Annotated in this window: 12 protein-coding genes and 2 riboswitches; of the genes, 1 reads left to right on the top strand and 11 read right to left on the bottom strand. The window is 70.3% G+C overall.

All coding sequences use genetic code 11. From position 1 onward, the window contains the following. Nucleotides 1–58: 58 nt before the first annotated feature. Nucleotides 59–2,944, bottom strand: coding sequence for an aminomethyl-transferring glycine dehydrogenase (gcvP, locus tag ABD236_RS03950; RefSeq protein WP_344070141.1), 2,886 nt, complete (start codon nucleotides 2,942–2,944; stop codon nucleotides 59–61). A gap of 60 nt (nucleotides 2,945–3,004) precedes the next feature. After that, nucleotides 3,005–3,139, bottom strand: a riboswitch (glycine riboswitch). Beyond that, nucleotides 3,140–3,237, bottom strand: a riboswitch (glycine riboswitch). Nucleotides 3,238–3,348: 111 nt separating this feature from the next. Here gcvP and ABD236_RS03945 point away from each other — a divergent pair. Then, nucleotides 3,349–3,729 carry a PRC-barrel domain-containing protein gene (locus ABD236_RS03945; RefSeq protein ID WP_344070139.1) on the top strand — a complete coding sequence of 127 codons (381 nt, stop codon included), beginning with the start codon at nucleotides 3,349–3,351 and terminating at the stop codon, nucleotides 3,727–3,729. Here ABD236_RS03945 and ABD236_RS03940 read toward each other — a convergent pair. From ABD236_RS03940 to clsA, 10 genes are all read right to left on the bottom strand, one after another. Beyond that, nucleotides 3,642–5,195, bottom strand: coding sequence for a DNA polymerase IV (locus ABD236_RS03940; protein ID WP_344070137.1), 1,554 nt, complete (start codon nucleotides 5,193–5,195; stop codon nucleotides 3,642–3,644). The two genes, ABD236_RS03945 and ABD236_RS03940, sit on opposite strands and share 88 nt — an antisense overlap. Before the next feature lie 69 nt (nucleotides 5,196–5,264). Continuing rightward, the gene (locus tag ABD236_RS03935; RefSeq protein WP_344070135.1) at nucleotides 5,265–5,894 is read right to left on the bottom strand and encodes a MerR family transcriptional regulator; all 630 of its coding nucleotides are present in this window, start codon (nucleotides 5,892–5,894) and stop codon (nucleotides 5,265–5,267) included. Nucleotides 5,895–6,078: 184 nt separating this feature from the next. Continuing rightward, nucleotides 6,079–6,552, bottom strand: coding sequence for a bifunctional nuclease family protein (locus tag ABD236_RS03930; protein ID WP_006123076.1), 474 nt, complete (start codon nucleotides 6,550–6,552; stop codon nucleotides 6,079–6,081). Between the two features lie 53 nt (nucleotides 6,553–6,605). After that, complete coding sequence (ftsR, locus tag ABD236_RS03925) at nucleotides 6,606–7,346, bottom strand: transcriptional regulator FtsR (protein ID WP_344070132.1); 741 nt, start codon at nucleotides 7,344–7,346, stop codon at nucleotides 6,606–6,608. A 59-nt stretch (nucleotides 7,347–7,405) separates the two neighbouring features. Continuing rightward, a complete protein-coding gene (locus ABD236_RS03920; protein WP_344071179.1) occupies nucleotides 7,406–8,347 on the bottom strand; it encodes an FHA domain-containing protein in 942 nt (313 codons plus the stop codon). Between the two features lie 82 nt (nucleotides 8,348–8,429). Beyond that, complete coding sequence (locus ABD236_RS03915) at nucleotides 8,430–9,350, bottom strand: DUF881 domain-containing protein (RefSeq protein WP_425543813.1); 921 nt, start codon at nucleotides 9,348–9,350, stop codon at nucleotides 8,430–8,432. A gap of 5 nt (nucleotides 9,351–9,355) precedes the next feature. Next, the gene (locus ABD236_RS03910) at nucleotides 9,356–9,688 is read right to left on the bottom strand and encodes a small basic family protein (RefSeq protein WP_003970459.1); all 333 of its coding nucleotides are present in this window, start codon (nucleotides 9,686–9,688) and stop codon (nucleotides 9,356–9,358) included. Continuing rightward, nucleotides 9,685–10,608, bottom strand: coding sequence for a DUF881 domain-containing protein (locus ABD236_RS03905; protein WP_344070129.1), 924 nt, complete (start codon nucleotides 10,606–10,608; stop codon nucleotides 9,685–9,687). Before ABD236_RS03905 ends, ABD236_RS03910 begins: the two co-directional genes overlap by 4 nt. Nucleotides 10,609–10,705: 97 nt before the next feature. Continuing rightward, nucleotides 10,706–13,201 carry a sugar phosphate nucleotidyltransferase gene (locus ABD236_RS03900; RefSeq protein WP_344070125.1) on the bottom strand — a complete coding sequence of 832 codons (2,496 nt, stop codon included), beginning with the start codon at nucleotides 13,199–13,201 and terminating at the stop codon, nucleotides 10,706–10,708. Between the two features lie 111 nt (nucleotides 13,202–13,312). Next, nucleotides 13,313–13,921: a cardiolipin synthase ClsA gene (clsA, locus tag ABD236_RS03895; RefSeq protein ID WP_067155476.1), complete on the bottom strand. Its 609-nt coding sequence runs from the start codon at nucleotides 13,919–13,921 to the stop codon at nucleotides 13,313–13,315. Between the last annotated feature and the right edge of the window lie 163 nt (nucleotides 13,922–14,084).

Raw genomic sequence — 14,084 nt, 5'->3', positions numbered from 1 at the left:
GCCCGGGGAGGAACCCCCGAACCGGCCCCGACGCATGTCAGCCGTGGACGGACCTACATCAGTTGTCGTACTCGTCCAGCGGAGGGCAGGAGCAGACCAGGTTGCGGTCGCCGAAGGCACCGTCGATCCGGCGCACCGGCGGCCAGTACTTGTCGGCGGCCGAGACACCGGCCGGGAAGACCGCCTCCTCGCGGCTGTACGCGTGGTTCCACTCGCCGCCGAGCGCGGCCGCCGTGTGCGGGGCGTTGGCCAGCGGGTTGTCGTCGGCGGGCCACTCGCCCGAGGCGACCTTCTCGATCTCGGCACGGATCGCGATCATCGTCTCGCAGAACCGGTCGATCTCGATCAGGTCCTCGGACTCGGTCGGCTCGATCATCAGCGTGCCGGCCACCGGGAACGACATCGTGGGCGCGTGGAACCCGTAGTCGATCAGACGCTTGGCGATGTCGTCGACGCTGACGCCGGTCGACTTCGACAGCGGGCGCAGGTCCACGATGCACTCGTGCGCGACCAGCCCGTTGGGGCCGGTGTAGAGCACCGGGTAGTGCGGCTCCAGGCGCTTGGCGATGTAGTTGGCGGCCAGCACCGCCACCTGGGTGGCGCGCTTGAGGCCCTCGCCGCCCATCAGCCGGACGTACGCCCACGAGATCGGCAGGATGCCGGCCGAGCCCCACGGGGCGGCCGAGATCGGGCCGACGCCCGTCTCGGGACCGGCGGTCGGCTGGAGCGGGTGGTTGGGCAGGTACGGCGCGAGGTGCGCGCGCACACCGACCGGGCCGACACCGGGGCCACCGCCGCCGTGCGGGATGCAGAACGTCTTGTGCAGGTTCAGGTGCGAGACGTCGCCGCCGAACTTGCCCGGCTTGGCGAGGCCCACCAGCGCGTTGAGGTTGGCGCCGTCGACGTAGACCTGGCCGCCCGCGTCGTGCACCTCGCCGCAGATGTCGGCGACGTGCTCCTCGAACACCCCGTGGGTGGACGGGTAGGTGATCATCAGCACCGAGAGCTCGTCGCGGTACTGCTCGATCTTGGCGCGCAGGTCCGCGATGTCGACCTCGCCGTCGTCGGCGGTCTTCACCACGACGACCTTCATCCCGGCCATCACGGCGCTGGCGGCGTTGGTGCCGTGCGCCGAGGACGGGATCAGACAGACCGTGCGCTGCTCGTCGCCGTTGGCGCGGTGGTAGGCGCGCACCGCGAGCAGACCCGCGAGCTCGCCCTGCGAACCGGCGTTGGGCTGGATGGACACCGCGTCGTACCCGGTGACCTCGGCGAGGCGCTCCTCCAGCTCGTGGATGAGCGTGAGGTAGCCCCCGGCCTGCTCGACGGGCGCGAAGGGGTGCATCTGCCCGAACTCGGGCCAGGTCACCGGCTCCATCTCGGTGGTCGCGTTCAGCTTCATGGTGCAGGAGCCGAGCGGGATCATGCCGCGGTCCAGCGCGTAGTCGCGGTCGGCGAGCTTGCGCAGATAGCGCAGCATCGCGGTCTCGGAGCGGTGCTGGTGGAAGACCGGGTGGGTGAGGAACTCGTCCGAGCGCAGCAGCGCGCCCGGCAGCGTGTCCGCAGCCGTGGCGTCCAGCGCCTCGATGTCGCCCTCGGCGCCGAAGGCGGCCCAGACGGCGGCGACGCGGTCGCGGTCGGTGGTCTCGTCACAGGCGATCGAGACGGTGTCGGCGTCGACCAGGTGCAGGTTGACCCCGCCGTCCCGGGCGGCGGCGACGGCGTCGGCGGCCTTGCCCGGCACCCGGACGGTCAGCGTGTCGAAGTACGAGCCGTGCACGACCTCCACACCGGCGGCGCGCAGCCCCTCGGCGAGGATCACCGCGTAGCGGTGGGTGCGCCGGGCGATCTGCCGCAGGCCGTCGGGGCCGTGGTAGACCGCGTACATCCCCGCCATGACGGCGAGCAGGACCTGCGCCGTACAGATGTTGCTGGTGGCCTTCTCGCGGCGGATGTGCTGCTCACGGGTCTGCAGGGCCAGGCGGTACGCCTTGTTGCCGTCCGCGTCCACGGAGACGCCGACCAGTCGGCCGGGCAGGCTGCGGGCGAACTTCTCCTGGACCGCCATGTAGCCGGCGTGCGGGCCGCCGAAGCCCATCGGGACGCCGAAGCGCTGGGTGGTGCCCACCGCGATGTCCGCGCCGAGCTCGCCGGGCGAGGTCAGCAGGGTCAGGGCGAGCAGATCGGCGGCGACGGTGACGACCGCGCCCAGCTCGTGGGCCTCGTCGATGACCGGCTTGAGGTCGCGGACCTCACCGGAGGCGCCCGGGTACTGGAGCAGCACACCGAAGACACCGCGCTCGGCCACCTCGGCCGGGATGCCGTGGCTCAGGTCGGCGACGACCACCTCGACACCGGTCGGCTCGGCACGCGTCTCTATGACGGCGACCGTCTGCGGCAGGGTGTCGGCGTCGACGAGGAAGACCCCGCCCTTGACCTTGCCGACCCGGCAGGAGAGCGCGAGGGCCTCGGCCGCCGCGGTGCCCTCGTCGAGCAGCGAGGCGCCGGAGGTGGGCAGCCCGGTGAGGTCGGCGACGACCGTCTGGAAGTTGAGCAGCGCCTCCAGCCGGCCCTGCGAGATCTCCGGCTGGTACGGCGTGTAGGCCGTGTACCACGCGGGGTTCTCCATGACGTTGCGCAGGATCACCGGCGGGGTGAAGGTGCCGTAGTAGCCCAGGCCGATCATCGGGGCCAGGACCTTGTTGCGGTCGGCGAGCGAGCGCAGCTCGGCCAGGACCTCGGCCTCGGTGCGGGCGCCGGGCAGACCCAGCGCCTCGGCGCTCTTGATCACGTCCGGCACCGCCGCGGCGGTCAGATCGTCGAGCGAGCCGTAGCCGACCTGCGCGAGCATCTTCGCCTGGGCCTCGGCGTCGGGCCCGATGTGGCGCTGCTCGAAGGGAATGCCCCGCTCGAGCTCGGTGAGCGGCATGCGGTTGGCGGTCATTACGGAGGCCTCCTGGTCTGCGCGACCTGCGAGGGGCACCACGGCGCGGGTGCCCGGACGGCCTCCCCCTCTGTCATCTCAACCTGAGAGCTTCACCGGGTCGCGTGGGGGCTTCCCGGCTTTCACCGTCGGTGAGGACGGGGTGCGCGCACAGGCGTCCGCCCGCACGTCCCCCGTCCTGCTTTCCAGAGTGACCTCGTCCGCGCGGTACGTGGGCCTGAGAGATTCCGGGGAGGATTTGCTCCTTCGGCGCCTTCGGACATCATTCCGAAGGACTCTCCCGCACGGGGTCAGCAGCCATCGCCAGCGTACCAGCGCGGCCCGGCCCTGATCCTTCGAGTGGCCGACGCCCGCGTTGTGCACTTTCGTAGTCTTACGAGCAGTTGCGACCAGTTGGAGGGACCGTGCAGACCGATATCGATCCGCGCAGCCTGATCGGCCGCAAGGCGTTCGACCGCAACGGCAACAAGATCGGCACGGTGGACGAGGTCTACCTCGACGACGCCACCGGAGTGCCCGAGTGGGCGGCCGTGCGCACCGGCCTGTTCAGCCGGGACGCCTTCGTCCCGCTGGAGCCCAGCAGCCTCGTCGACGAGGCCCTGCACATCCCCTACGACCGCGCGCTGATCAAGGACGCCCCGGACTTCGGCGTCGGCCGCCACCTCTCCCCCGAACAGGAGCTCCAGCTCTACCACCACTACGGTCTGGACATCGCCGCCCCCGATCCCCTGCCCGGCGCCGACCGGGACTTCGGGCGGCTCGCGGGCGAGGAGGACGACGCCTGATCCACCGCGCCGGTCGTCGCCCCGGGCCCGGTCCCCGTCCCCCCTCCTTCGGTCTCCCCGGGCCCGGCCACCAGCGGCGGCAGCGGCTCGGAGGGGCCCTGCGGCTCCTCCGGCCCGGCCACCAGCGGCAGCGGCTCGGACGGCTCGAGGTCGGGGTCGTCCATCCGGAAGGTCCGCACCCGCCCGGGCACGGCGGACAGCGGCGTCTCGAACCGGACGGTGACCCGCCCCACCCCGCTGCCCTGCACCCAGCCGGGGCCGAACTCGCGGTGGTGCACATCGTGCCCGGCCAGCCAGCGCCGCTCGGCCGGGTCGACCGCCGAGGGCTGCTCGGGAGCGGCCGGATCCGCCTCCGCCTCGGCCGCCGCCTCCTCGGCCGCGCCCTGCTCACCGGCCGCCGCCTGGGCGAACAGGTCCTCCTGGGTGAAGTCGGCGAGGCCGCTGACCCCGACGCCCAGCAGGCGCACGCCGCCCGTGGTGTCCACGGAGTCGAGCAGCCGGCCGGCCGCCTCACGCACCACCGCCGGGTCGTCGGTGGGGCCCCGGAGCGTCTCCGACCGGGTCAGCGTCGAGAAGTCGTATCTGCGGACCTTCAGGACGATCGTGCGGCCCGAGTGCCCGGACGCCCGGAGCCGCTGCACACACCGGTCGGCGAGCCGCCCCACCTCGTTCGTCACCCGCACCCTGTCGTGCAGGTCCACGTCGAAGGTGTCCTCCACCGACACCGACTTGGTGTCCCGCTCGGCCACCACCGGCCGGTCGTCGAGCCCGAGCGCCATCCTGTGCAGCGAGGCGCCGTGAGCCTTGCCCAGCAGCCGTACGAGCTCGTCCTCGCCCGCCTCGGCCAGATCCGCGACCGTGGTCATCCCGGCCCGGCGCAGATGCTCCCCGGTCGCCGGCCCCACCCCCGGCAGCGTCCTGACCGGCATCGGGGCCAGCAGCTCGCGCTCGGTGCCGGGGTCGATGAGCACCAGTCCGTCGGGCTTGGCCTCCTCCGAGGCGATCTTCGCCAGCATCTTGGACCCGGCCAGCCCCACGGACCCCGTCAGACCCGTGGTGGCCAAGATGTCCGCACGCAGCTTCTGACCGGCCTCACGGGCCGTCTGCGCGTCCCACGCGACTCCCCCGGCCTCCAGGTCCACGAAGGCCTCGTCGAGGCTCAGAGGCTCCACCAGGGGCGACAGCCGCCCCAGCAACTCCATCACCTGCTCGCTGATCGAGCGGTAGAAGCCAAAGCGCGGGACAAGATAGGCGCCATTGGGACACAGCCGTCTCGCCTGGGCCATCGGCATCGCGGAGCGCGCACCGAAGCGCCGAGCCTCGTACGACGCGGTGGCCACCACACCGCGCGGTCCGAGACCGCCCACGATCACGGGCTTTCCGCGCAGGCTCGGCTTCGACGCCTGCTCTGCGGCGGCGAAGAAGGCATCCATGTCCAGATGCAGAATGGTCGGCGCGGCTCTCACATCACCGATGCTGCCTCACGCCACTGACAATCGGCCCCCGGCGGACCGGCGGCCCCTTGCCGGGGCCGTTCAGACCGCGCGGTTGCGGCGCCGGGCGAGCTCGTCGGCGGGGTTGTGCCCGACCAGCGTCTCGCCGGTGTCGACCCGCTCGCCGTGCAACTGCGACAGGGCCGCCTCGACGTCACGCCACACCACGCCGACCGCGATGCCGAAGACGCCCTGGCCGCCCTGGAGGAGGTCGACCACCTCGTCGGGCGAGGAGCACTCGTAGACGGTGGCCCCGTCGCTCATCAGCGTCATCCGCTCCAGATCGCGAAAGCCCCGCTCCCGCAGGTGCTGGACGGCGGTGCGGATGTTCTGGAGGGCGACCCCGGTGTCCAGGAAACGCTTGACGATCTTGAGGACGACGACGTCCTTGAAGCTGTACAGCCGCTGGGTGCCCGATCCGTACGCCGGACGCACGCTCGGCTCGACCAGACCGGTGCGCGCCCAGTAGTCGAGCTGCCGGTAGGTGATCCCCGCCGCCGCGCACGCGGTCGGCCCCCGGTAGCCGACGGTGTCCGCGCCGGAGTCGGCCGCGCTGTCGTGAAGGGGGAACCCACTGCTCGAAACCGGCCGGGAGTTCACAGGCGGGTACGGCCCGCTCTCCCCCGGACGTCCGGGGGCCTCCCCTGCCGTACTGTCGCCGCTGCTTCTCACGCCGACCCTCCGTCCTAGAACTGCCCTCACGACGGTAGGCAGTCACTCGGGGTGCGTCAACGATCGCCACACTCGGCACGCCGAGTGATAATCACCCTGAGAGTGGTTTCGCGTACCCCTCTTCGGGGAAAGGCTACTCGAATGCGCCGGAGCCGCCCGGTGTGCGGGGGCTCCCGGCGGCGGCTCACTGGCTGTTGGTGCCGAAGTCCTCGGGCGAGATCTGGTCGAGGAACTCGCGGAACTTCTCCACCTCGTCCTCCTGCTCGTCCGGGATCGCGATCCCCGCGTCGTCGAGCACCCCGTCACTGCCGTAGATCGGCGTTCCGGTGCGCAGGGCGAGCGCTATGGCGTCGGACGGACGCGCGCTCACCTCGACACCACTGGCGAAGACCAGCTCCGCGTAGAAGACCCCTTCGCGCAGGTCCGTGATGCGGACCTCGGTCAGCTCCTGACCCACGGCCTCCAGCACGTCCTTGAAAAGGTCGTGCGTCAGCGGCCGCGCCGGAGCCATCCCCTGCTGGGCGAAGGCGATCGCGGTCGCCTCCCCTGGACCGATCCAGATGGGGAGGTACCGATCGCCTCCCACTTCACGCAGGAGCACGATCGGTTGGTTGGAGGGCATTTCCACCCGGACACCCACGACGTCGAGCTCGTTCACACAGCAACCCTAGGACGTGCCCGGCCGGTTTGGGTAGTCGGGGACCCCCGAGGTCAGTGCAGCCGGACCCCGAGAGCGGTCTGGACCAGGGCCGCGTGGAGCCGTACGGACAGCGCCGCGAGCTCCTTGACGGTCGCCTCCGCATGCGCCCTGGTCTGCGGGTTGCGGTGCAGCCGCAGGGGTGCGACCACCTGTTCGACGAGACCGGCCTCGCGGTCGGCGGCCGCCTTCATGGCGCGAAGATGACGCGGTTCCAGACCGAATCGGCCCAGGTCCGCCACAAGACGTGCCACATTCACCGACTCCGCGTCGTACCCGCCCTCGGGACCGGCCGAGATCAGCCCGTACGACTCCCACTCGGTCAGCTCCGCCTCGGTGACCTCGGCGGCCACGAGAAGCTCCGTACGCCCCACACGGGACGCCGTGGGGCGCTCCTGGCCGTCCTCGCCGCCGTCCGCCAGATCGCGCCCGGTGCCCGCGGCGGGCAGCACGGGCTGCTCTCCCCGGCTCAGCGCGTCCAGATGCTCGCGGATGACCTTCAGCGGCAGATAGTGGTCCCGCTGCATCCGCAGGACCTGGGCGAGCCGCTCCACGTCCTCGGGGCTGAACTTGCGGTACCCCGACGGCGTGCGCCGCGGCTCCACCAGGCCTTCGGACTCCAGGAAGCGGATCTTGGAGATGGTGACTTCGGGAAACTCCTCGCGCAGCTGGTTGAGCACGGTGCCGATGCTCATCAGCCGGTCGCCCGCGGTGGCGGTGCCGTTTCCGGCACCGCCCGTCGGTGTGTGCAGCATGGGCCTTCCCTGGATGGGTCTTCCCCCTGAGGGACCCCCCGAACGGATCTGGGAGAGGGTCAGACGCCGTGCTGGCTCGCGTAGAACACCAGCCGGTACTTCCCGATCTGCACCTCGTCGCCGTTGGACAGGTCGATCGAGTCGATCCGCTCCCGGTTCACATACGTGCCGTTGAGGCTGCCGACGTCCGAGACGGTGAAACGGCCGTCCGGGTTGCGGCGGAACTCCACATGACGGCGCGACACGGTCACGTCGTCGAGGAAGATGTCGCTCTGCGGATGCCGGCCCGCCGTGGTCAGCTCGCCGTCCAGCAGGAAGCGGCTGCCCGAGTTGGGCCCGCGGCGCACCACCAGCAGGGCGGAGCCCAGCGGCAGCGCGTCGACCGCGGCCTGCGCCTCCGGAGACAGCGACGGCAGCGCCGTCTGGCCCGTCACCTCGGAGTCGTACGCCTCCAGGCCGGAGATCGAGATCGTCGACGTGGTCTCCGCGGCCCGCTCCGGGACCGCGCCCGGGCGCAGCGGGGCGCCGCAGTTGGAACAGAAGCGGCTCGCCGCCGCGTTGCTGTGCCCGCACCTCGTACACACCGGCATGGACGGATCCTCCTGCCCGGGCTGGACCGCGTGGGCGCTGGTCGCGTACGGATCGGGCGTGTGGCCACCCTCCGTACGCGAAGGGTTCCCGAAACCTATGCGGCCGGGACCGGCAGGGTCAACAGAAGACGCGCCCGGACCGCCCGGAATGTCACCCCCGGGGCGGCTCACCTCATCGCGGAACAGCGGGCGCTCGCCGCCCTGCTCCTCCGCCTGTCCACGGCCTCGGGCACGGTGCCGGGCGGAGCCACTGGCACCGTCCTCACGTGCGCTCTTGCCGAACAACTTCGCAAACAACTTCACGGGCGATTCCCCTTGACCGAAACAGACCCGCCCGTGGGGCAGGACGAACCCAGAATCAACACACCGGCCGACCCGGACATCCTCACAACGTCCGTATCCGCCAAACAGTTTCCACCACGCACCACGAGTTGGGTGCGTCGACCCCCCGCAAGCTCATGCCCTTGTGCGGTCGCTGGCATGCGGCCCCGCGTCACCGCGAGGACGACCGAGCGTAGTCAGGCCGCTTCGCCGGTCGCAAGGCATCCACGACGATCTTCTCGGAACGGACCACAGTGGCCGTGGCCTGCTCCTTCTCCAGAGTCTGCACCACGCCGCCGGGGATGTTGAGCGCGGGTTCGAGATCCTGTGGCTTCCCGATCACCTTGAAGACGTAGGGGGCCGTGGTCTTGTGGCCGTCGATCTCGATTCCCCCGTCCGCGTCCGAGAAGTACGTGTTGGCGACCACCCGGACGTCGTTCACCTGGATCGCCTCCGCGCCCGCCGCACGCAGCTCCTGGATGGTGTCGAGCAGTTTGTCCGCCTCGACCGCCTTCTTGGAGTCGGTGATGGTCAGCGTGATCCCCGGCCCCTGCGCCGCGACCGTACCGGCCAGGATGCCCAGCTGGCGCTCCTTCTCCAGGGTCTGCTTGCGCGCCTCCGCCGCCTGGTTGGAGCTGGTCTCCAGCTCGGTGCGCTGCCCCTCCAGACGCGTCTTCTCGTCCTCCAGCCGCTTGGTACGGGAGTCGAGCTCGTCCAGGATGCGCACCAGGTCCTCCTGGCGCGCCCCGCGCAGCGCGCTGTTGTCGCTGTTCGAACGGACCTGGATGGCCAGCCCCAGACCCAGCACGAACAGCAGCACGGCGACGATCAGTTGGGCCCGGGTCACCCGAGGCGGCCACAGCCCGGCCGCCAGCCGCTGCCGGCCCGTCACCTGGACAGGCGAGGGTTCCGCAGCCGCGGGGGCAGATGTCCCGGACTCCGGGGCAGACGGTTCGGGCGCTGGGGGCAGCCCGGCCGCCCTCGGCGTGTCGGCCCCGGCGGGCCCCGCGGGCTCCGGCGTGGAAGGAGTGCTTCCGGCGCCGGGCCCCGGAGTGCGCCCCGGACCCTGCTCAGGTGTGTCTTCGCTGCTCATCGGCCTCACGCCCGGAAGACATGGCGACGGATGGCCGCGGCGTTGGAGAAGATCCGGATGCCGAGGACGACCACCACACCGGTCGACAGCTGCGCGCCCACGCCCAGCTTGTCACCGAGGAACACGATCAGCGCCGCCACCACGACGTTCGACAGGAAGGACACCACGAAGACCTTGTCGACGAAGATGCCGTCGAGCATGGCCCGCAGACCGCCGAAGACCGCGTCCAGCGCGGCGACGACGGCGATGGGCAGATACGGCTCGACCACCGCGGGCACCTCGGGCCGGACCAAAAGTCCGACCACGACTCCCACGACGAGGCCAAGTACGGCGATCACGATGTACCTTTCCCTCTGGCGGCCGCGCCCCTGCCGGCGCCCGTGGCCTGCGGCTGTGCTGTACGTACGATCAGGCTCGGCGCGGCCGGCAGGCGCACCTGGGACTGGTCCGAAATGCTGGAGCGGATGCCGTAGTTCTCCTGGAGCACATGGAGGTACTGGCCGTCGGCACTGTCCTGGAAGGCGGTGCTGAGCTTCTTCCCGTCCCCGACCGCGAGCACCGTGTACGGCGGCACCAGCGGCCTGTTGTCGACCAGTATGGCGTCGCCCGCCGCCCTGATCGCCGAAAGGGCGGTCAGCCGCTGCCCGTTGATGGCGACGGCCTCCGCGCCCGACTGCCAGAGCCCGTTGACGATGCGCTGCATGTCCCGGTCGCGCACCCGGCCGGTGTCCGCGAAGCTGGTGTTCTCGCGCGGACCGCCGCCCCCGCCCGACTCGGTGTTCTTGGCGTCGTCGACGACCAGCTTCACCCCGGGGCCGCGCACCTCGGTGGCCCCGGACAGCAGCGCGACCAGTTCGCCCTGGTCACCGCCGTGTTTCTCGAGCGCCTTGCGCTGGCGGTCGCCGACCTCACGGCGCAACGAGTCGACCTTCTTCTGAAGGTCGTCGGCCGCCTTCGTCTCGGCCTCCACGCGCCCGATCAGCTCCTGGCGCTCCTTGGCGACCACCGGTGCCGTTATCCGCGCCTGCGCGGCCCCGATCGTCACCACCACGGCCGCCAGCACCAGACCGGCGGCCAGCCCCAGCTTCGCGCTCAGGGTACGGGGCAGGCCCTCCTTGCCCTCGGCCTTGCGCCGGGCCGTCGCCTCCGCGTACCCGTCGTCGAGCGCGTGGTCCATCACATTGGTCAGCAGCGACATGGACGCGTCCGGGCGGGACGGCGGAGAAGGTGTGCTCCGAACGGGGGGCTGCTGCGACATGCCGCACATCGTCGCACGTCGGCGCCCCTGCCGCCGAATGGCCCCACCGGTGTGCCGGGCGGCGTCCCACGACCCCGCCCGGCACCCTGGGACGACCTCAGTGACCTGCGCTGTCCACGATCGCCGACCACTCGTCGAGCAGCGCCTGCGCGGAGGCGTCGTCGGGCCCCTCGGCCCACAGATGGGTGACCGCCTCGGCCGGGTCGGGCAGCACCATCACCCAACGCCCGTCGGCCTCCACGACCCGTACGCCGTCAGTGGTGTCCACCGACCGGTCCCCGGCCGCCTCCACCACCCGCCGCATGACCATGCCCTTGACGGCCCACGGGGTCGCGAGATCACGCCGCAGCACATGGGCACGCGGTATCCGCGCATCGATCTGGCTGAGCGTCAGCTGCGTACGCGCCACCAGGCCGATCAGCCGGACGAACGCGGCGGCGCCGTCGAAGACGCTGCTGACCTCGGGAATGATGAACCCGCCGCGCCCGTCGCCACCGAAGATCGTCGACTCCTCCCGGCCCACCCGGGTGAGGTCGTCGGGCGAGGTGGTCGTCCAGTCCACCTGCGTCCCGTGGTACGCGGCGACCTGCTCGGCGATACGGGTCGTGGTCACCGGCAGCGCCACCCGCCCGCTGCGCCGCTCGGCCGCCACCAGGTCCAGCATCACCAGGAGCGCCCGGTCGTCCTCGACGATCCGCCCGCGCTCGTCGACCAGCGACAGCTTCTCGCCGACCGGGTCGAACCGCACGCCGAACGCGGCCCGCGCCGACGCCACGATCTCCCCGAGCCGCACCAGACCGGCCCGCCGCGCGTCGGCGGTCTCGGTCGGCCGCGACTCGTCGAGGCCCGGGTTGATGGTGAGCGAGTCCACCTGGAGCCGCCCGAGCAGACTGGGCAGAACCAGCCCCGCACTGCCGTTGGACGCGTCCACCACGACCTTCAGCCCGGCCTCCGCGACCCCGGTCGTATCGACCTTGCGCAGCAGCGACCCGGTGTACGAGTCGAAGACGCTGTTCGGGAACTGGAGGTCGCCGATCTCCCCGGGGAACGCCCGCCGGTACTCCTGACGTGCGTAGACCCGGTCCAGCTTGCGCTGCCCGGCCTGCGAGAGGTCCGCGCCGCGCTCGTCGAAGAACATGATGTCCACGGAGTCCGGCACACCCAGCGAGGTCCGGATCATGATCCCGCCGGCGCTGCCCCGCGCCGTCTGCTGTCTGGCCACCGGCAGCGGTACGTTCTCCAGATCCCGTACGTCGATGGCGCTGGCCTGGAGGGCCGAGATCACCGCCCGCTTCAGGGCACGCGCGCCACGTGAGTGGTCGCGGGCCGTGGTGACCGTCGCCCCCTTCTTCAGGGTCGTGGCGTACGCACCGGCCAGCCGTACCGCCAGCTCCGGCGTGATCTCCACGTTCAGGATGCCGGAGACCCCGCGCGCCCCGAAGAGATGCGCCTGGCCCCGCGACTCCCAGATCACCGAGGTGTTGACGAACGCGCCCGCCTCGATGGTCTTGAACGGGTAGACCCGGACGTTGCCCTGAATGATCGATTCCTCACCGACCAGGCACTCGTCCCCGATGACAGCGCCGTCCTCGATCCGGGCCGCCCGCATGATGTCGGTGTTCCTGCCGATCACACAGCCGCGGAGATTGCTGTGCTGGCCGAGGTAGACGTTGTCGTGGACGACGGCCTTGTGGAGGAAGGCTCCCGCCTTGACGACGACGTTCGACCCGATGACCGTGTGCTCACGGATCTCCGCACCGGCTTCGACCTTGGCGTAGTCGCCGATGTAGAGCGGACCGCGCAGCACCGCGTCCGGATGGACCTCGGCGCCCTCCGCCACCCACACACCGGGCGAGATCTCGAAGCCGTCGATGTCGACGTCGACCTTGCCCTCGAGCACGTCGGCCTGCGCCTTCACATAGCTCTCGTGCGTACCGACGTCCTCCCAGTAGCCCTCCGCGACATAGCCGTAGATGGGCTTGCCCTCCTTCATCAGCTGAGGGAAGACATCACCGGACCAGTCGACGGGCACATCGGCCTCGACGTAGTCGAAGACCTCCGGCTCCATCACATAGATTCCGGTGTTCACCGTGTCCGAGAAGACCTGGCCCCAGGTCGGCTTCTCCAGGAAGCGCTCGACCTTTCCCTCTTCGTCCACGATGGTGATGCCGAATTCCAGCGGATTGGGCACCCGGGTCAGACACACCGTGACCAGTGCGCCCTTCTCCTTGTGGAAGTTGATGAGATCCGTCAGATCGAAGTCGGTGAGGGCGTCACCCGAGATGACGAGAAAGGCGTCGTCCTTGAGTGCCTCCTCGGCGTTCTTGACGCTGCCCGCGGTGCCGAGCGGCTTCTCCTCATTGGCATAGGTGAGCTCCATCCCGAGCTCTTCACCGTCGCCGAAATAGTTCTTGACCAGAGAGGCCAGGAACTGCACGGTTACGACGGTCTCATGGAGCCCATGCCGCTTGAGCAGCCGTAGCACATGCTCCATGATCGGCCGGTTGGCAACCGGCAGGAGCGGCTTGGGCATGCTCGAGGTCATGGGGCGAAGGCGTGTTCCTTCGCCACCGGCCATCACGACGGCCTTCATGTCGGAAGCGTCCTCCTTGACGAGACAACGGTCTAGCCGACTGCACCCGTCCGGGTGGGCCCCCGGGCATCAAGCCGCGGATCCCTCTGCTCCGAAGAACCGCCGACGAGCTCAATCGGCCGCTGAGTCCGCCTTGACCAGCCGGCGGACCTGAACCACATACAGGATCCCTGCCCACCAATACAGAGTTGTACCCCATCCGGCGAACGCCCATCCGAAAATCGCCGCCAGGTCGGCGAGCCATCCGCTTCCGTCGCTCAGCAGAAGCAACGGGAAGGCGTACATGAGGTTGAACGTCGCCGCCTTACCGAGGAAGTTCACCTGCGGCGGCGGATAGCCGTGCCTGCGGAGGATTCCCACCATCACCAGAAGCATCAGCTCCCGGGCCAAAAGGGCAGCGGTCAGCCAAACCGGCAGAATCTCCCGCCAGGTGAGGCCGACAAGCGTGGAAAGGATGTACAGCCGGTCAGCCGCCGGGTCGAGGAGCCGGCCGAGACTGCTGATCTGGTTCCAGCGCCGGGCGAGCTTCCCGTCCAGGTAGTCACTGACACCACTCAGCGCCAGTACGAGCAATGCCCAGCCATCGCTCTTGGGCCCGCCGAACTCGGGCCGGAGGATCAGCCACAGGAACACGGGTACGCCGACGAGGCGCGCCATGCTGAGGATGTTGGGGATGGTGAGCACCCGGTCCGTCTGAACGCGGGTCTCCTGGACCTCCACCCGGGGGCCTCCTGTGAACGTGCCAACGATGCCCCCTGACCTTACCGGCAGCGCACGGGGACGAGTGCACAGGGGTGACGAGTGCACGGGGGTAGGAGTCCTGAACGCAAAAATGCCTCAACCCCCGGCCCAAAAGGGCACGGGGGTTGAGGCTAAAAATTGT

Source organism: Streptomyces crystallinus (genome assembly GCF_039521265.1).
Lineage (GTDB): Bacteria > Actinomycetota > Actinomycetes > Streptomycetales > Streptomycetaceae > Streptomyces > Streptomyces crystallinus.
Note: the sequence above shows the minus strand (reverse complement) of the source record. Positions and strands in the feature narration are given on the sequence as shown.

Coding starts and splice junctions, on each gene's coding strand:
- ABD236_RS03905 (WP_344070129.1), bottom strand. CDS start 10,608: ATGTCGCAGCAGCCCCCCGTTCGGAGCACACCTTCTCCGCCGTCCCGC.
- ABD236_RS03915 (WP_425543813.1), bottom strand. CDS start 9,350: ATGAGCAGCGAAGACACACCTGAGCAGGGTCCGGGGCGCACTCCGGGG.
- gcvP (WP_344070141.1), bottom strand. CDS start 2,944: ATGACCGCCAACCGCATGCCGCTCACCGAGCTCGAGCGGGGCATTCCC.
- ftsR (WP_344070132.1), bottom strand. CDS start 7,346: ATGCTGCACACACCGACGGGCGGTGCCGGAAACGGCACCGCCACCGCG.
- ABD236_RS03900 (WP_344070125.1), bottom strand. CDS start 13,201: ATGAAGGCCGTCGTGATGGCCGGTGGCGAAGGAACACGCCTTCGCCCC.